The sequence below is a fragment of the Runella sp. CRIBMP genome (genome assembly GCF_009905605.1).
Classification (GTDB): domain Bacteria; phylum Bacteroidota; class Bacteroidia; order Cytophagales; family Spirosomataceae; genus Runella.
Map to the genome: position 1 here is coordinate 54,894 of NZ_JAAAKZ010000010.1, position 17,905 is coordinate 72,798.

Below are 17,905 nucleotides of genomic sequence, written 5' to 3' on the forward strand. Positions count from 1 at the left end.
CGATGCTAAGTTTTTTCAGAGTTAATGCTCCTTATCAGATTTTGAGCCTCATCATCGTTTTGGTGATGTTTCAATTTCCGTTTTATATCAATGCCCCTGACCTGTTGGTTTCTGAACTCCAATGGATGCTAGTAGGTGAAAAAATGGGGCAGGGATTTATGCTTTACCGCGACGTATGGGACAATCTCAGTCCTCTCTCGGCGGCGGCCTATTGGGGCATCGACGAGCTTTTTGGTCGCTCTCCCGCTGCTCACCGCAGCATTGCCAATATTCTGATTCTTTTGCAGGCCATTTACTTCAATTATATCTCCAATCAACGTCAGCTTTTCACGGAGCGCAATTACGTTCCTGGGGTACTGTACCTGCTTTTTATCAACGTCTCGTTTGATTGCAGTATATTGTCGCCCGTATTGATGGCCACCACGTTTATTTTATTGGCCTTTGGCACGCTTATCCGTCAAATGCAACGTGAAGGAGTCACTGACGAAGTATTTGAACTGGGTTTTTACCTGAGCGTAGCTACGCTGTTTTATTTGCCCATGGGCCTATTTCTACTGTGGGCTTTTTTCTCAATGCTTCTGTACACAGGGGCTAATTTCAGACAACATACCTTGGCGCTTTTCGGGTATATTTTCCCGATTGCACTTTCGGCACTTTTCTTCTTCTTTCGTGGTGCGCTCGACGATTTAAGTCAAAACCTGCTCACGTCGGCCTTTGAGGCGCGACGGTATAATTTACAGGATTTTTTGGGGGTCATCGGCACTATGGGGGGCGCTTTTTTGGTAGGTGGGTTAGGCTTTTTTCAAACCATTGGGTATCCTCGTTTTATCAATTATCAGGGTCGATGCCAGCAAATAATGGGTTTGTGGGTAATTACCGCTTTACTTTCTATCGGGTTGATGCCGTTTATTGCCCCCATGCAATTCATTATTTTCATCCCTCCCGTGGCATTTTTTGCCGTCAATTTTTTTATGCTGATGAAGCGCCGCTGGCTGGCCGAAGTTCTTTTTATGGTTGTATTTCTGACTACTTTGTTTTTTCGGTATCAGGCCTCTTTCCTCACCGACCCCATTACCCTGACCAGTTCGGCACGCCTAGATAATCTGAAAATCAAAAGTGCCCTGTTGCCCGCCTCGATTCGTCAGCAGAAAGTGCTTGTCATCGGGGAAGACGAAGGAGAATACCGCGACAATTACCCCGCTACAGCCTATATTAATTGGGAATTGGCTCGCAATGACTTTGAAAATTTGGACAGCTACGAAAGTGTTATCAGTATCTTTGACAATTTTACCGCTGACCCTCCAACCTACGTCATCGACAAAGAAAATCTAATGCCACGCCTCTTTAAGCGTCTTCCCGAACTCGGCAAGCGATACCATTCTACCCAGTGGAAGGGGATTTATCAACTTAATGTTCAGTAGGCAGTAAGAAAAAGTAAATTAATTCTCTCCAACTCAGGATTATTCAACCGTAGATTAACATCGCTTCCCATTAATTGACTGCAACTGCCCCCTGAATCAGCACTCGGTCACGCTCAAGGCCAAGCCCGCTTCTGAAGTTTCTTTGTATTTCTTGGACATATCACGGCCAGTGGCTCGCATTACTTTTATGACGCTATCGAAAGAGATTTTTTGCATCCCAGGGTCGATGGTCATGGCCAAAAGGTAGGCATTGTAGGCCTTGGCCGCCCCCATGGCATTGCGCTCAATGCACGGAATCTGCACATAGCCACCGATGGGGTCGCAGGTCATGCCGAGGTGGTGCTCGATGCCTATTTCAGCCGCCGCTTCTACCTGCTCAATGCTCCCACCAGCAGCGTACGTGAGCATGGCTGCGCCCATGGCCGAGGCCGTTCCGATTTCGCCCATACAGCCCATTTCAGCCCCTGAAATACTAGCGTTGTGTTTTACCAAAAATCCAATGGCTCCAGCCGCCAACATTCCATCACGCATTTTTTGGGGAGAGTAGTGAAAGTGGTATTTCATCAGGTAAGTAAGCCCCGGAAAAACCCCCGACGCCCCCGAAGTAGGAGCCGTGACGACAATACTGCCCGCCGCATTTTCTTCGGAGGCTGCCAAACAATAGGAATTCAGAAAAATCAAAAAACTGTCGGTCGTTGATGCGTGTTGTTTCGCCCGCTCATAAAGCAAAGGCGCTTTTCGCTGAAGACGAATCGAACCAGGCAAAATACCCTTGGCCCGTACTCCCCGCTTGACGGCTTTGTGCATAAAATCCAAAATTTGGTCGATTTTCCGAACAATTTCTTTTTCCGAAAGGCCCGTCAACGCCTTTTCATTTTCAATCATGAGCTGCGATAGGGTGAGGTTGCCCGCGCCTAAATGCGCCTGCAATTCCTCCATCGTTGAATAAGGATACGCTGGCAAACGATGCGTTGTTCCTTCGGGTTCATGGCCCTTTTGTTGAATAAACCCTCCACCTACGGAATAAAACTCTCCTTCGACGACCGTTTGCCCATCTTCATCCAAGAGTCTCAAAATCATGGTATTGGGGTGTGGAAATGAAGTTTTTCCTTTGTGATAAACAATACTGCTTTCCGAAACAGGCACCTTCATTCCCTGAAACTGAATTTCGTAAGTGTCTTCTTTCTTTTTCATGAGCCCCGTCAGCTCTTTCGGGTCGCAAGTATGGGGTTGCCAGCCCAATAGCCCCCCCACAATGGCGCGGTCGGTACCGTGGCCTTTGCCCGTGGCACTCAATGAGCCATAGAGGTTGATTTGGAGCAGTTTACCACGTTGCGCCTGTTCGGCTGGTAGTTGTATCAGTTGTTGTAAAAAAAGATACGCCGCCTTCATAGGGCCTATCGTATGCGAACTCGACGGCCCAGGCCCCACTTTAAATAGGTCAAATAATGAAGTAGTAATTGCGTTTTTGGAAGGCATAAACGGGTTATTTTAGCAAAAAAAGCGCGATAGTGTTCAAAAATAGCTATTCTTGAACACTATCGCGCAACAAAATTGAGCGTTTATTAAATAATCTTAAATCAGAACGAGCACTATCTCAATCAATAGGCGGGCTCGGCTACCTGATTGTTCATTCTGGCAGCGATTGCCTCCCACAATTTCTTTTGCTTGCGTCGAGAGATGATGCTGGGATTTTTTTCAATCGCCTTAAGCAGTATCCGCTGGGTAAGCGAAAGATATTTGCTGACCTTGGGTTGGTCCATGCCAAAACTGGCCGCTAATTGTTCCTGAGGCACCCCACCCTTTAAATAAATCAGCACAAAAAGCAATGCATCCTGTGTATCGCTAAAGAGGCTGTTTTTCCGGGTAGAAATTTGACGCCGCAAGCGCGGGCTGCCGTCAAAAGTATACTCTGAAAAATAAGACTGCCATACTTCATGGAAAGGATTGTAGAGCATTTTAAACTCATTTTTTCTCAATCCTGTAAGCCTGCGAAGATTTTTTTCATCAGCTTGAAGGTCTTCGAACCTTTGAATCATTACCCAAACCATATAATATTAGTTAATGTAGAAAGAAGTGGATATTAAATTGAATTGTTTTTTTTTAACATTTTAGTTGGACTCACCATGTACTTTTTCTTAAATGCTTTATCAAAGTTAGCCGCGCTGGTATATCCCAAGTTAGATGCAATCTCCGAAATCGTCCATTTATTCTCTAGCAGCTGATTTTTTGCTACTTCCAATTTTTGATTAAGATGGTACTCATACGGAGGAAAACCATACACCTGCTTAAAACATTTCTTAAATTTTGACAAGCTCATATTTGCCTCACTTGCCAAAAATTCGAGATTTGGAAGTGGTTTGTTGACCATAAAGTAGCGGCTTTCAATCTCCTCTATTTGCTTCAAATCATGTTGATTGATTCTATTTTGTTGAAATGTAGACTCACTACGGCCTACTTGAGCGATAAAATCAGCAATTAATTTATAGCATTGAGCCTGAGCCACTAGTCTTCTGGTAAATGAAGAGGTGTCATCAAAAAGTTTATCCAGCGTCACTGTTTGGTCAAAAAAAGAAGCCCCCTGCAAATAAACTCCTGCCTCAGAAGTCAATAATTTGATAAAAGGCGAATAGTTTTCCTGACCAGTAGCATTAATGCCAAGTTTATCATACAGCCAATCGCGATGAAAACTGATTGCCACAAATCGGGAGTGTTTCCCAACGGGCCAATGCGTATCTACCGTCATTTTAGAACTGTACAATACCATTGATTTTTGCATCTGCGTTTTCTGCCTTGTTTTGTTATCCAACAAATAATGCGTGTGCGCATCCTCCGATTGTACAAACGTAAGAGTCCAATAATCATTTGTACCAAGCGACTCCTTTAATGTATTCAGTGGTTTATACCAACATAACTCTCCAAGTAAAACCGACACTTCCCTGTCAAAAAGCATGGCGTCTAATTTAATAAAAGAATTTCCGTCTGTATGGTAAAATTCAGTGGGAGATTCTGCCTCTACGCCAAATTGCTCAGCAACTTCTGCCATCCATTGCTTAGATGGTTTAAGACTTAATTTGATCTCCATAAAATTGGAATACGAATTTAACAAATCAATTTTGCCACTTAATTTATCCTATTCTTTAGGTCAGATAAATTATGTCGAACAAATAAAGGCTCTTTTTTCGCTAAAACACTCCTAAATTATAATTCTGAAGTCAATTTTAATGTCTCTCTGTATCGTTTTGGGGAATGCCCCGTCGCTTTTTTGAATGCTGTATAGAAGGATGATTCAGAATTAAACCCAGAGTCTATTCCAATGGCAAAAATGGTGGCACTTTGATATTCAATATCTTTTAAAAGTGTTTGAGCTTTGTTAATCCTATATGAATTAACAAACTCATTGAAATTCATTTTCCATTCACTGTTGATGATATAAGAAAGTTGGTGGGGACTGATGTCTATTTTCTTGGCTAAGCTACCAAGTGTCAGCTTAGAATCAAGAAACAACTCATTTACTTCCAATTCTTCCCGAATTTTTTCTATATATTTTATCCGTATATCTGCGGGTATTTCCTTTTTAGAAGAAATTTGCTCATAATGGTTTTGGTTATCCACTTTAGTTTCTGGACCCAACATGCGCTCCTCCTCCCAATAAGAGACGTGAACATCGGGCACAAACTCCTCCAATACAAAAGGTGATTTTATCATTAAAAAAATCGTGCCCAAACACCAAATCAGAAGACTTATTTGCCCAAACAATTCATAAATCTTAAACTGAGCTGAATTCTCACCCCAAAAAGACCGAATTCCTACCCCCGAAAATGCCATTAAGGATTGAAACAATAAGAACCCAACGATACTTTTCAACCAAATTGAGGTGGTTGGATGCATAGAACGGGACAAACGGGCATAATTTTTTGACAAAAACTGAAAAAGAAACAATCCAGCCAGGGCACTGAAAATTCCTACAGCCACCGAAGCACTCATCTGAAATGCCCCATTGGTAAAATCGGAAGCCGAGACCTCACCCGCTGCGTATAAATAAGAAAACACCTTTAAATGTAAAAAAGCGGGAATCAAAAGCCACTTAGAATAAAGATGATTCTTGAATCCAAGCGATGCCCGAACATATCCCACCACCATCACCGGAATGACCAACCTCAATGTTTCGGGCACTACCAAAAAAAAAGAGGATGCCCGAAGTTGTTCTGGTATGGTAAACTGTAAAAATTCAGCAATTGAAATAAGCAGGAACAAACCACCCAAATAACGCAAATGAACACCCGTGTTTGTCCTGATACACAGGCACATACAGATTAAGCTAATAAAAACGACCAAAAGATGTAAACTGTAAATCATCAGTAAGGATGATTATGTTTGTAACAAAACAATGCTCGACAATATATACGAATATATACTACGTTATGGATTATATTACAAATAAAATAATTTTATTGGTATAAAAAAAATAGCCTTCTTGGGATAGAAGGCTATTTTATACTTAGAAATTAAATAGTGCAGTTCTTGTTGTATCAAACAACTTCTTTAAGCTATTGAAGCTTTTTCACCGTTACAGGTACGCAGACAGGAGTTGGAGGACAGTTTGAACAGCCACCTACTGGAGCTACCACTGTTATGGTTGTCGAGCATGTATTTGCATCCGTAATGGTAATTACTCTGTTGCCTGAACTAGCAAGGAAAGGTCCAAAAACTTGAGGCGTTCCGTAGTTGAACGGACCAGCTGTTACAGCGCCGCTAACAGTATACGTTGTATTGCTACCACCTTCAGGGTTCAGGGTAAAGGTGAAGGTATCGTCAGTAGGATTGTCGGTTGTACCTGCGTTGTTACACAATGCGATTACTGAGCCAAGCAAAGGTTTTGGATTTACAGTCACTACTACGGTATCAGTATCCACACATCCATCTACCGAAGTAACGGTCAAGTAGTAAGTTGTGGTGGTCGTTGGTGTTACTGAAATAGTAGCCGTAGTGGCTCCTGTGCTCCAAAGGTAAGTTCCTCCTACGCCAGCGCCGCTTCCAGTCAACTCAACTGTGGTACCTTCGCAAACTGGAGCGGGATCTGCCCCTGCATTGGCCACCAATGTTCTGTAAATAACAACCACTGGGCAACAGTTACCCGAAACACAGACACCCACCGACGAGCTCGTGAAAGTATAACTTCCAGACTCCGTAACAACATAAGTAGAATCAGTAGCTCCAGGAATCAATGTACCATTACGATACCACTGATAAGCAGTAGAACCTGAAGGGGCCGACAATGAAATGGATGAGCCAGGGCACAAAAAAACGGGTACAGATACGCAAGCACTCGCAATGTCGTCATCTCCAGCCCCAGCAGTGCCGTTGCCTGGGGTTGAATCTGGGTCACCTTCATTGACGGAAAGCACTTCTGCAATATTTGATAAAACACCGCTAGAATCCGCACTTGCCGTAATGCTCAAGGCAAGGCTCGTAGTAGCTCCGCTCAACGCACTACCCACATTCCAAATTCCAGTGATTGGATCATAAAAAGTTCCCGTTGGTGCCGTATGGCTTACGTAGGTAAGGCCCACTGGAAGTAAATCTTTGATTTTTAAGCCCGTAGGTGCCTCAAATCCTGTTGAATCAGCCTGGCGATTTACGGTAACGGTAAATGTAACATCGGTACCTGCGGCTACGCTGTCGTTGTTTACGGTTTTTAACACGTTCAAGTCAGCCATATTTTGGTCGCAGAAGTTAGGAATACCGTCGCCGTCGGTGTCTAGCAAGTCATTTCCAGCGCATTTATCCATACAATCCAACATACCATCGGCATCGCTGTCTGTTTTCACAAAGGCATAGTAGACATTTAGATCATAAGCTACTGATAATAAGCCGCCACCTGAAATTCTGATTTTATCAAAGGGCTGCGTTACTTTGAACCCAAGTTGTACACGCGTACCGCCCAATAATGAAGCCGTAAGCAAAGAGCCTCCTGAGATTGTCTGAAGTGGAGTTGTGTTACTACCTAAATAAGTAGTGATGGTAATATTACCCAATACATTGACATCCAAAAGACCCGACCCCTGTTGTACCACAAAACCCGCGTATACATCTCCAGGAGTAGGACTGGCTGTATTAGCCAAGGCAACCTGCAAATAACGTGCACAATTAATCCCAGCTACCAGACTTATCTGGGCCGCATTTGTCGAATCAGCATCAATTGCGTTGTTAGGATTGGATACTCCCCCCCCAAGACATACTCCTAGACCAGTCGTTGTAGAACCTGTAGTAACTCCCGAAGCATCAGCACCTACCAATGCATTGACGCAGTCTAGTGGGCAAGAAGCAGGCCCTTCAAATGCGTAGTATACATCCAAAGAAGAAAGCAAACCTAAGAGACCACTTGCCGCAAAAAGTTGCACTTCGTCAAAATCGCCCGTTGTAGTGAAGCTCAGGATTTGCTTACCCGTGGTTCCTCCAAAGGCCGTTGCCTTCAAAAGTCCCGAACCGCTGTTGAACGTGGCCGTTTCCACAAGGGTTCCGTTGCGGTAAGTTCTGATTTGGATGTTGTTGAGGAGATTTACGTCCAAAAGGGTACTGCCACTTCCCACCACAAAACCAACGGTGTTGCCAGAGGGATAATACTGGAGAGAATCTTTTACCGAAACCGCCGAACCAGAGCCTAGCAAGCTGATTCCCGTGGTTAACGTAGCAAAGTTGGTTAAGTTGCCATCGATGATGTTGGCACCGCTTGCAGCAGTACAGCCAACGCACAAGCCAGTATTCACGGCATTGATAAACGCCCCACGACCAGCGATGGGGTCCATACAAATTTGGTTGTTTTCGAGGGTTTGCTGTTGGGCAAACACGGTTGTAAAGGCAAGCAGCAGCCCTGCCAGCATGACAACAAAGCGCGAGTTTTTGTAAAACGTGGCCATAGATAATTGAATTTGTTTAAGAGATTATTTAAGAACGACACCAAAATTTGGGTTCGTTGTTATGTTCTCTATTATCAATATCTCGGCCGATTTAGAAGAAATAAAAAGGAATGAAACTTTTAGGAATGGCTAAAAAGCGTACAGGAATGTTTAAGGATAAAAAATAGATATTGTAGTATTTTTGCGGCATTTGATTGTTTTCGTGCCAAAAATCAGGAGTTATATCAAAAACAACTGATAAGAATCAAAATACACCTTCTAGGCAAAAGAACAAAAAAAATGAAGCTACCAGCAGAGCCGATAGCTTCAACGAGTACAACAAAACCACAGTCAATAGGGCTAACCCTCTGTGGTCTTGTTGGTATATTTATTCATCCCTTGTTCATTGTCATTATTTAGATGATATGAACCGCGAGAATTACTAAGCTTCAACTAAAAACTCATCGTGCTGGCTGATGTCCAAACCAACTTTTTCGTCTTCTTCAGATACACGAAGTGGCTCAATAAGGTCAGTTACTTTCAGGATAACGTATGACATCACGAACGCAAAGACGGAAACCAATACCAAAGCAATCAAGTGATTTTTGAACAACGTAAACGTGCCATATGCCAAACCTTCATCAACAACGGCCGAGTTTACACCCTTAGAAGCAAAGATACCTGTCATCAACATACCCATCATACCGCCTACACCGTGGCAAGGGAATACATCAAGCGTGTCATCCAAGGTAGTTTTGGTACGAAGGTGTGCCAAATAGTTTGATACCATTGAAGAAATAGCACCGATAAAGATAGACTGAGGAATGGTTACGAAACCACAAGCAGGGGTAATGGCCACTAAACCAACTACCGCACCGATTGAAAATCCTAAAGCGGAAGGTTTTTTGCCTTTGGCAGTATCAAAAAGAACCCAAGCCAAACCAGCAGCAGCAGCAGCGGTGTTGGTAGCAGCCAAGGCTGAAACGGCCAATGGACCTGACCCTACCGCCGAACCAGCGTTGAAACCAAACCATCCGAACCAAAGCAAACCTGTACCTAACAATACATAAGGAATATTGGCTGGAGGTAAGAAATTAGCTTCTACGTGTGACCGACGACGCTTCAAGTACAAAGCACCCGCCAAAGCAGCCCAACCAGCCGACATGTGAACAACGGTACCACCCGCAAAATCTAATACGCCTAATTTGAAAAGGAAACCATCAGGGTGCCAAGTCCAGTGCGCCAAAGGTGCATAAACGAAAATGCTGAAAAGCACCATGAAAAGGATGTAAGAGCGAAATTTGATACGCTCAGCCAACGAACCCGTAACGAGCGCAGGAGTAATAACGGCGAATTTCAACTGGAAAAATGCAAACAATGCCAATGGAATGGTAGGAGCCAGTGACCAAGGCTTGCCATCCAATACACCTTTGAACATAAAGAATGTCAGCGGATTTCCAACCCAACCTCCGATTGAATCACCGAATGCAAGGCTGAAACCAACAACCACCCAAACAATGCTGATTACGCCCATGGCAATAAAGCTCTGCAACATGGTCGAAATTACGTTTTTGTGGTTAACCATACCTCCGTAGAAATACGCTAAGCCGGGAGTCATTAGGAGAACGAATGCCGTGGCAACGAGCATCCAGGCGATGTCGCCTGAGTTGAGACCTTCGGTCACAATTTGGGTAGGGATGGCAGGCATCAGAATCCCCAAAAGGCTCACGCCCAACAAAATTACGAGTGGGATGTACTTTTTCATAAAGTTACTTGACTGGTTTTGGTTGTACGTTTTATTAAGTAGGAATTGGTAGCGGGTAGTCAGCAGATTGACCGACAATCTATACTGACTACCTGTTACGGTTTACCGAGTGTACTAAAACTTATAGATGAAAGCCAATCCAAGGGTTGATTGTGAACTCTTGGTAAAATCACCGTTTTCATCCTCAAATTGCTGATTTTTTGCTTCGCTAGTGCCGCTCACCTTCTTGTAAGCATCCAAACGGAACTCAGGTTTTATGAGCAAGTGACCATCGGCCAAAGTGAAGTTACCAGTCAAAGTCAATGAATTTACAGAAGTACCTTCTCCTTTTTTGTTAAGCAGGGCACGAACACCGCTACTATTGTCAAAATACTCATAACGCGCTCCGATACTGAATATATCGCTGGCCGCAACGTTGAAGTAACCCGCAGCACCGCCCCATGTTTGCGCTGTAGTTGGGCCACCTGCACCTTGATAATCACCTTTTTGTGAACCGTAAGCAGCGTTCAATCCAACCAAGAGCTTGTCAGTAGCCTGATAAGAAGTGGTCAAATCTAACACTCTGTAGTGCGCATCAGGAGTGTTTCCGTTGTCATCAGGGCTGGCTTCATTGCTGTTGATGAAGTTAAGGTATACGTTCCAGCCTTTAGCAGGATTGATAAACAATTGAGAGATAAGACCTTTTTTGCGGTTGTTATCATTCAAATTGTCAACGTTGTTGACAAGACCCAACATCAACGATACTTTATCAGAAAAAGCATAGTTAGCTTTTACTCCAATGTGGTAGAATGGGCCGTTATTGAAAAGATTTGACAATGAATAGTTGAAGTTAACAGGCGCATCAATTACTTCATAACCGATGTGGGTACCAAACTGACCCGCCGTAAGCGTAAACTTGCTTGAAGCTTTCCAGTTAAAGTAAGCTTGCTTAATGGCTAAAGCCGTGTTTGTGTTGCTGCCCAAAGCACCCAGTACGTTACCGTAGTTTCCCAGGTCGGCGTTTGGTCCGAATGCCAAATCTACCACCACATCCGACTTATCATTGCTATACTGCATTTTGGTTTGCACCAAACCCAAAGAGAACTGTCCTGATTTTTGATCAAATGCCCGAGCATAATAAGCACCCAAGTTTGAACGTGAAGCTGGCTTGTTGAAATTGCCAATGTAGTAGGAATCAATATAACCCGAAAAAGTAAAAGTGCCTTTTTTCTCTTCTTCTCCTTCTGTTTTGGTTTCTACTTTAGTTTCTGATTTACTTTCTTCTTTCTTACCATCTGTTTTTCCACCTGCATTTCCCTTAGGAAAAGCCAAAAAGGTTGCAAACAAACATAAAACAAGTAAATTAAATTTTTTCATAATATTATTTTGTTTAAGGTGGGTATTGAGTGGTTTTGTTTTCCGATACAAACTTTGACTTATTTTTATAAAAATCCAAATTTTTGGTTCGTTTTTTAAGTAATTTTTCATAAAAATTTAATATTTCCGCAGTTTTATACTTAATATTATTGATAAATTTAATTTATTATTAAAAAAATACAACTTTTAGTTTTATTCTGCATTATTAAATAATCTCAAAATATTATTTGCCCACTACTTCAACAATATGTAAACAAAACATTTGAATAATTATATTTTATTTCAACTTGGCCATTCGAAACATCCTTAAATTATTAAATCAAAATCGGCATAAAGCGCACAAAAAAAGCCCCTGAGAAATCTCAGGGGCTTAGATTGAAGGAACTTTCCTCTTATTTAAAAGACATTGGGTTATTCACCGTGCATCCACGCTTTCTTGGCAAGCAATGTTTCTTCATCCTCTACATTTTCTGGATCGGCCACACAACAATCTACGGGACAAACAGCGGCGCATTGCGGCTCCTCATGAAAACCCATACATTCAGTACACTTATCAGTAACAATGTAGTAAAATTCGTTTGAAATAGGTGCTTGTTTTACTTTGGCGTCTACAACGGTACCATCACCATAGTCAACTTCTTCCAAATGAGTACCACCTGCGTATGTCCATTCTACGCCACCTTCGTATATTGCAGTATTCGGACATTCCGGCTCGCATGCACCGCAGTTGATGCATTCGTCAGTAATCATGATTGCCATAATTGCACTGTATCGTTTAGTTTTGGGATATTTGCACTTGTAATCAAAAAACAAATTTAATTATTTAAAGTTTCGGTTGGGTCATAAAAATCATAATTCTTTGATTTTTTGTACTTTTCCCATAAATATTTCAATGAATAATAGCACCGAACACATAGCACCCTTTGTTGAGCTGGGCAAAATCCTCACCTCCAATGCCATAGAAGACGTTGTCTTTAAGGCATATTCACAAAATCATTGGTTCATTCCTGACTTTGTTACCCATGCACTGAAGGCCATCGGAGAAGAATACCTCAACGAAGAAAAACTTCGAACTTGGCTCAGTACCTATCAATTACAGTCATGGCAGCCTGATTTTGTCCCCAAAAAAATCGGGGTGGTCATGGCTGGAAATATTCCCGCCGTTGGTTTTCATGATTTACTGAGCGTACTCCTCAGCGGTCATCACCTTATGGCCAAACTCAGCACCGACGACCGCGTCTTGATGCTGTTTTTGATTGAAAAATTGACTGAAATAGCACCCGCCTTGGCTCAACGCATCACCCTTGCCGAACGTTTAAACGCCGCTGATGCCTACATTGCCACGGGCAGCGACAACACCTCCCGCTATTTTGAATACTATTTTTCCAAGAAACCGCACCTTATTCGTCGCAACCGTACATCGGTCGGAATTTTGACGGGCGAAGAAACAAACGAAGAATTGATGGGATTGGGAAGAGATGTTTACTCCTATTTTGGCCTCGGCTGCCGCAATGTCTCCAAAATCTTTGTTCCCACAGGCTATGATTTTTCTAAATTTTATGAAGCCATCGAGCCGCAACTCGACTTTTTTAGAAACCATCATAAGTATTTTAATAATTATGAATACAACAAATCGGTGTATCTCGTCAACCGGGAGCCGCACCTCGACAATGGTTTTTTGATGCTCCGGGAAACCGAATCGTTGGTTTCGCCTATTTCGGTGCTGTTTTTTGAATATTACGCCAATGCCCACGACCTAAAATCAAAATTGGAAGCTCATTCTGAAAAGATCCAGTGCATTGTGTCCAAAGAAGGTCACTTCCCGTCAAGTCTTCCATTGGGGGAAGCTCAAAAACCGTCTTTGTATGACTACGCCGATGGGGTAGATACGATGGCTTTTTTGACCAGCTTATAATTATTTCGGCCATTCGGATTTTTTTCAAAAAAGAACCCGAATGGCCGAAAACTTTTTATTCTCTCATTCTGAAGGCCAATTCCTTCATTACAATCCATAGGCAGTTTCTTGCACAATGTAATCCACTACCCGAGTAAAATCCTGCGTGGCTTCCCATACCGCCAACTGACGGTCGGCTCCAGTACCCATTTCCAGAATTTTGTGAATGTATTCTACCTCTTTTCGACTACCGAGGTCGTCAACCACATCATCCACAAACTCAAGCAGCTCTTGCGCCAAGTTATAATAAGGAACTTCTTCTTTACGGCCAAAATCAATGAGTTTGCCGTGAATTCCGTAACGAGCCGCCCGCCACTTGTTTTCGTTGATAAGGATTTTGCGATAATGCTGAAAGTTGAGGTTTTTGCTCATCAACTTATAAATCTTCACCACCAACGCCTGCATGAGCGCCGCCAAACAGATGGTTTCATCGGCCCGCATCGGAATATCACAGACGCGGTATTCGATGGTATTATAGAAAGGATGCAGGCGCAGGTCCCACCAAATCTTTTTGCCGTTGTCGATGCACCCCGTTTTAACGAGCAGGTTTACGTAATCGTCGTAATCGTGCGCCGTTTCAAAATATTCGGGAATACCCGTTCGAGGAAACTTGTCAAATACTTTTGAGCGATACGATTTAAAACCCGTATTGCGTCCGCACCAAAAAGGCGAATTGGTAGAAAGTGCATAAATATGCGGCAAAAAGTACGTCAATGAATTGATAAGTTTGACCCCCGTGTCCCGGTCAGGAATACCAATGTGAACATGCAACCCAAAAATCAAGTTGCCACGCGCCACGTCACGCATTTCTTCGATAAGCTTATCGTAGCGCGGATTGGGCGTAATCAGCTCATCCTGCCAATCAGAAAAAGGGTGCGTACCCGCCGCCGCAATCTTAAGATTTTGCTGCGCTGCCAAATCAATGATCATCTTCCGCAAGTACGTCACCTCCTGACGCGCCTCCTGAATATTGGTACAAATATTGGTTCCTACTTCCACGACCGACTGGTGCATTTCGGCCGTAACGCGCTCTTTAAGAATGATTTTACCATCCTCTACAATCTTCGACATGTGGGAGCGCAGCCCACGAGTTTCAGGGTCTATTGTCTGAAATTCTTCCTCAATTCCGAGTGTAAAAAGGGGCATAGCAGATGAGTTTACAGGATGCCGTTTGCGGTTGGTACGCCGATGAGCCTAGCACCGCCGTACCAACAGCAAACAATAAACTTATTTTTTCTTGGGCGCTTTTTTAGCTGGTTCTTCGTCTTTTGCCTTTTTGGGCGCAGCTTTTTTGGGAGCCTCTTCGGTGGGTTCGACATCGCCCTTGGCCAAATTTGCAATCGGCAAATTCATGGCCGAAGTGCGCACAAAACTACCCCACGTAAGGTTGGTTTTGCCTTCTTTATGCGCTTTTGCTTTTTCGATGGCCATTTTAGCGGCGTTTTCAACAATCCAATCAAAGTTTTCCTGTCCTACGGAATGAATGTCGGCATCGGGCGCAGGATTACAAAAATCAATGGCGTACGGAATGCCATCATGTACGGCAAATTCTACGGTATTAAAATCATACCCGAGGGCTTTGTTGAGACGCAATACATAATCAGTAATCGTAGCAATGAGTTTTTTATGGGCCTCACCCGTGGTTTTGGGCTGCGTAGCGTAGCGAAGGTGGTGAGGATTGCGCGGCTCATACGGCATGATGTGGACGTATTTACCACCCAAACAATAGCAACGATAATAATCTTCAAAGGTAACCTCACTTTGCAGCATCATCACCAACTGTTCGGTTTCGGCGTGTTTGTTCCACAAATCATCCATATCATGGATTTTATAGACGCTTTTCCACCCTCCGCCCGCGTGGGGTTTCATGTAGGCTGGAAAACCCACGTATTCAAACATTTCTCCCCAGGCCATCGGCATTTTCAGGTTACGAAATGAAGTTTCTGAAGTATCGGTCGGACGTTCTTTGGAAGGCATCAATACCGTATTTGGCACTGGCACACCTAGTTTCACGGCTAGCGCATTATTAAAAAACTTCTCATCGGCACTCCACCAAAACGGGTTGTTGATAACCGCGGTGCCGCAAAGCGCGGCATTTTTAAGAAACGCCCGATAAAAAGGCACATCCTGCGAAATACGGTCGATAATGACGGCGTAGTCAGTGGCTTCTCCCTGTACTACCCGATCAATTAGTACTGGCTCTGCAATAATATTTTTACCATCTAATTGGTTGACCCGTTCAACAAAAGCTTGGGGGAATGTATTTTCCATTCCATGAAGTATTCCTATTTTTTTCATAAATGAATCACCGGATGCCCCGGCGCGGTTAGTGTGATTTTTAGATGACAATTATTTGCAAGATAGACTGATTTATAGCCCCATTTGAGACACGTATTCGGGAAACATCCTGTTCCAAAGTGGCCAATCGTGTTTGTCCCAGCCTCGAATGTCCAACCAGTGCGGAATCCCTTTGTTTTTCAGAAGATTAGACATCTGGATATTGGCATCAAGGCAAATATCCCATTCCGAAGTCCCTAGCACAATTTTCATATGATGGAACTTCCATGCTTCTTCGTTGTGGATAAAATCAACGGGATTATTGAAGTAAACGGTATCATCGTGGTGGCCTTCTACAAAATTACGGATGTCAAAAGCCCCGCTCATGCTAATCATATAAGCCACTTTATCGGGGTGTTTGAAAGCAAAATTGAGTGCATGATAGCCCCCAAAGCTACATCCTGCCACCGCGATTTTATCCACATTGGCTTCACGGCGAATCGAAGGCACCAGTTCGTCGTTCAAAAAACGGTCATAGACGGAATGGTTATGCGCCCGGACCGCCGGCGGTAAATGCTTGGCGTACCAACTATCTTCGTCGATTCCGTCGATTAGGTACAGTTTTATTTTCCCTGCGTCAACAAACCCTCGTACCGAATCAGTTAGCCCAAACTCTTTGTTTTGGTAGTACCTGCCCATCGACGTCGGGAACAGGAGAATGGGATACCCCCAATGCCCTATCACGAGCATTTCAATATCCCGGCCCAACGTGGGCGAATACCATTTTTGATAGGTTTCTTTCAAGATTGATAAAGTGTTTAACGTGGTAATAATTTGTCGAAATATAGACAAAAAGTGAGAATAACAAGATTCTGTCCCAAAAATTGTGTAAAAGACTATTTCCGAATACTTTTGAAACCATTATGATGCGTTGAAAGTTAGAATAACGGGCATAAGCATACTTTAAAATACGGCTTTACTCCCTCATTTCAACGCCCAACGACACTAAAATATTCGATCAAAAATGACTCGCCTCAGCGTAAATATCAACAAAATAGCCACTCTGCGCAATTCACGCGGAGGCAACAATCCCAACGTTGTCAAAACCGCCCTCGATTGCGAAGCATTTGGTGCTCAAGGCATTACGGTACACCCCCGTCCCGACGAACGCCACATTCGTTACCAAGACGTACTGGATTTGAAACAAGTGGTAACGACAGAGTTCAACATTGAAGGAAATCCTACCGAGCTTAAATTCATTGAACTCGTACTCGCCACCCGCCCCGCCCAAGTGACGCTCGTTCCCGACGCGCTAGGGGCTATCACCTCCAACGCAGGTTGGGATACCATCACGCACCGCGACCGCCTTACCGACTTGGTACAGATTTTCAAAGGTGCTGGCATTCGGGTTTCTGTGTTTGTAGACCCTATCGAGGCAATGGTAGAAGGGGCCAAAATTTGCGGCGCTGACCGCGTTGAACTATACACCGAGCCATACGCCACGGAATACCCCGAAAATCGCGAAAAAGCCGTAGCTCCTTACGTAAAAGCCGCCAAAGTAGCGCAGGAAGTGGGGCTGGGATTGAACGCAGGCCACGATTTGAGCCTCGAAAATTTACGTTATTTAAAAGAACAAATTCCGCATTTGGATGAAGTCTCCATCGGCCACGCTCTCATTTGCGACGCCCTTTATTATGGGCTAGAAAATACCATCCAGATGTATTTGCGTGAATTGGACGTCTAACATCTATTGTCTTTCATTTCAAACCCAAAAGTCATGCCCAAAAAAATAATCTTTACCAACGCCGCTCCCGCGCCGATTGGCCCTTATTCCCAGGCTGTAATGGTTGGAGATACACTGTATGTTTCTGGCCAAATCCCCATTGACCCTGCCACGGGCGCGTTGGTCAACGGAACGATTGAAGACGAAGCTCGTCAGGTAATGCTCAACATCAAAGCCATTTTGAATGAGGCAGGACTCGACTTCTCCAATGTCGTTAAGACGGGAATTTTTTTGAAGGATATGAACAACTTCACTAAAGTCAACGAAGTATACGGTCAATTTTTTACGGATCAGTACCCCGCCCGCGAGACCGTCGAAGTGGCACGTTTGCCAAAAGATGTCAACGTAGAAATCTCAGTGATTGCGGTAAATGACTAATACAATCACAAGGTCAGCCTTGGAAAGTTTTAGACTGAAAAATTGGTATTCAGTCTAAAACTTTATAAGACT

General features: G+C 43.5%; 15 protein-coding genes. 4 read left to right on the forward strand and 11 right to left on the reverse strand.

The features are described from left to right. The first annotated feature begins 2 nt into the window (after positions 1-2). On the forward strand, positions 3-1,421 hold the full coding sequence (locus GVN20_RS20515) for a hypothetical protein (RefSeq protein ID WP_166560149.1): 1,419 nt from the start codon (positions 3-5) through the stop codon (positions 1,419-1,421). 96 nt (positions 1,422-1,517) lie between these two features. Here the strand turns inward: GVN20_RS20515 and GVN20_RS20520 are convergent, their stop codons facing one another. The 8 genes from GVN20_RS20520 to GVN20_RS20555 all read right to left on the reverse strand — a co-directional run bounded on the left by GVN20_RS20520 (position 1,518) and on the right by GVN20_RS20555 (position 12,200). Further along, a complete protein-coding gene (locus GVN20_RS20520; RefSeq protein WP_166560150.1) occupies positions 1,518-2,900 on the reverse strand; it encodes an L-serine ammonia-lyase in 1,383 nt (460 codons plus the stop codon). Positions 2,901-3,022: 122 nt separating this feature from the next. Continuing rightward, positions 3,023-3,460 carry a transposase family protein gene (locus GVN20_RS20525; protein WP_166560151.1) on the reverse strand — a complete coding sequence of 146 codons (438 nt, stop codon included), beginning with the start codon at positions 3,458-3,460 and terminating at the stop codon, positions 3,023-3,025. 44 nt (positions 3,461-3,504) lie between these two features. Beyond that, complete coding sequence (locus GVN20_RS20530; protein ID WP_166560152.1) at positions 3,505-4,506, reverse strand: AraC family transcriptional regulator; 1,002 nt, start codon at positions 4,504-4,506, stop codon at positions 3,505-3,507. 116 nt (positions 4,507-4,622) lie between these two features. Continuing rightward, the gene (locus tag GVN20_RS20535) at positions 4,623-5,780 is read right to left on the reverse strand and encodes an AraC family transcriptional regulator (RefSeq protein WP_166560153.1); all 1,158 of its coding nucleotides are present in this window, start codon (positions 5,778-5,780) and stop codon (positions 4,623-4,625) included. A gap of 191 nt (positions 5,781-5,971) precedes the next feature. Beyond that, positions 5,972-8,341 (reverse strand): DUF11 domain-containing protein, encoded by a 2,370-nt coding sequence (locus GVN20_RS20540; RefSeq protein ID WP_166560154.1) that lies wholly within the window; start codon positions 8,339-8,341, stop codon positions 5,972-5,974. A 421-nt stretch (positions 8,342-8,762) separates the two neighbouring features. Then, the gene (locus tag GVN20_RS20545) at positions 8,763-10,085 is read right to left on the reverse strand and encodes an ammonium transporter (RefSeq protein ID WP_166560155.1); all 1,323 of its coding nucleotides are present in this window, start codon (positions 10,083-10,085) and stop codon (positions 8,763-8,765) included. Between the two features lie 114 nt (positions 10,086-10,199). Next, entirely contained in the window at positions 10,200-11,441 is a 1,242-nt protein-coding gene (locus GVN20_RS20550) for a porin (protein WP_229599138.1), read from the reverse strand. Between the two features lie 411 nt (positions 11,442-11,852). Then, a complete protein-coding gene (locus tag GVN20_RS20555; RefSeq protein ID WP_166560157.1) occupies positions 11,853-12,200 on the reverse strand; it encodes a 4Fe-4S binding protein in 348 nt (115 codons plus the stop codon). Between the two features lie 133 nt (positions 12,201-12,333). Here GVN20_RS20555 and GVN20_RS20560 point away from each other — a divergent pair, with 133 nt between their 5' ends. Next, positions 12,334-13,356: an acyl-CoA reductase gene (locus GVN20_RS20560; protein ID WP_166560158.1), complete on the forward strand. Its 1,023-nt coding sequence runs from the start codon at positions 12,334-12,336 to the stop codon at positions 13,354-13,356. An 87-nt stretch (positions 13,357-13,443) separates the two neighbouring features. Here GVN20_RS20560 and GVN20_RS20565 read toward each other — a convergent pair whose 3' ends face one another. From GVN20_RS20565 to GVN20_RS20575, 3 genes are all read right to left on the reverse strand, one after another. Then, positions 13,444-14,541 (reverse strand): carboxylate-amine ligase, encoded by a 1,098-nt coding sequence (locus GVN20_RS20565; protein ID WP_114069089.1) that lies wholly within the window; start codon positions 14,539-14,541, stop codon positions 13,444-13,446. A gap of 81 nt (positions 14,542-14,622) precedes the next feature. Next, on the reverse strand, positions 14,623-15,693 hold the full coding sequence (locus GVN20_RS20570; protein ID WP_166560159.1) for a RimK family alpha-L-glutamate ligase: 1,071 nt from the start codon (positions 15,691-15,693) through the stop codon (positions 14,623-14,625). 72 nt (positions 15,694-15,765) lie between these two features. Then, on the reverse strand, positions 15,766-16,476 hold the full coding sequence (locus GVN20_RS20575; protein WP_166560160.1) for an esterase family protein: 711 nt from the start codon (positions 16,474-16,476) through the stop codon (positions 15,766-15,768). A gap of 220 nt (positions 16,477-16,696) precedes the next feature. On the opposite strand from GVN20_RS20575, the gene GVN20_RS20580 reads away from it, so the two are divergent. Both GVN20_RS20580 and GVN20_RS20585 read left to right on the forward strand, forming a co-directional pair. Then, positions 16,697-17,416, forward strand: coding sequence for a pyridoxine 5'-phosphate synthase (locus GVN20_RS20580; RefSeq protein WP_166560161.1), 720 nt, complete (start codon positions 16,697-16,699; stop codon positions 17,414-17,416). Between the two features lie 33 nt (positions 17,417-17,449). Further along, positions 17,450-17,833, forward strand: coding sequence for a RidA family protein (locus GVN20_RS20585; protein WP_166560162.1), 384 nt, complete (start codon positions 17,450-17,452; stop codon positions 17,831-17,833). Positions 17,834-17,905: the final 72 nt, after the last annotated feature.

Coding starts and splice junctions, on each gene's coding strand:
- GVN20_RS20585 (WP_166560162.1), top strand. CDS start 17,450: ATGCCCAAAAAAATAATCTTTACCAACGCCGCTCCCGCGCCGATTGGC.
- GVN20_RS20560 (WP_166560158.1), top strand. CDS start 12,334: ATGAATAATAGCACCGAACACATAGCACCCTTTGTTGAGCTGGGCAAA.
- GVN20_RS20530 (WP_166560152.1), bottom strand. CDS start 4,506: ATGGAGATCAAATTAAGTCTTAAACCATCTAAGCAATGGATGGCAGAA.
- GVN20_RS20565 (WP_114069089.1), bottom strand. CDS start 14,541: ATGCCCCTTTTTACACTCGGAATTGAGGAAGAATTTCAGACAATAGAC.
- GVN20_RS20520 (WP_166560150.1), bottom strand. CDS start 2,900: ATGCCTTCCAAAAACGCAATTACTACTTCATTATTTGACCTATTTAAA.
- GVN20_RS20540 (WP_166560154.1), bottom strand. CDS start 8,341: ATGGCCACGTTTTACAAAAACTCGCGCTTTGTTGTCATGCTGGCAGGG.
- GVN20_RS20545 (WP_166560155.1), bottom strand. CDS start 10,085: ATGAAAAAGTACATCCCACTCGTAATTTTGTTGGGCGTGAGCCTTTTG.
- GVN20_RS20550 (WP_229599138.1), bottom strand. CDS start 11,441: ATGAAAAAATTTAATTTACTTGTTTTATGTTTGTTTGCAACCTTTTTG.
- GVN20_RS20535 (WP_166560153.1), bottom strand. CDS start 5,780: ATGATTTACAGTTTACATCTTTTGGTCGTTTTTATTAGCTTAATCTGT.
- GVN20_RS20515 (WP_166560149.1), top strand. CDS start 3: ATGCTAAGTTTTTTCAGAGTTAATGCTCCTTATCAGATTTTGAGCCTC.
- GVN20_RS20570 (WP_166560159.1), bottom strand. CDS start 15,693: ATGAAAAAAATAGGAATACTTCATGGAATGGAAAATACATTCCCCCAA.
- GVN20_RS20525 (WP_166560151.1), bottom strand. CDS start 3,460: ATGATTCAAAGGTTCGAAGACCTTCAAGCTGATGAAAAAAATCTTCGC.
- GVN20_RS20555 (WP_166560157.1), bottom strand. CDS start 12,200: ATGGCAATCATGATTACTGACGAATGCATCAACTGCGGTGCATGCGAG.
- GVN20_RS20580 (WP_166560161.1), top strand. CDS start 16,697: ATGACTCGCCTCAGCGTAAATATCAACAAAATAGCCACTCTGCGCAAT.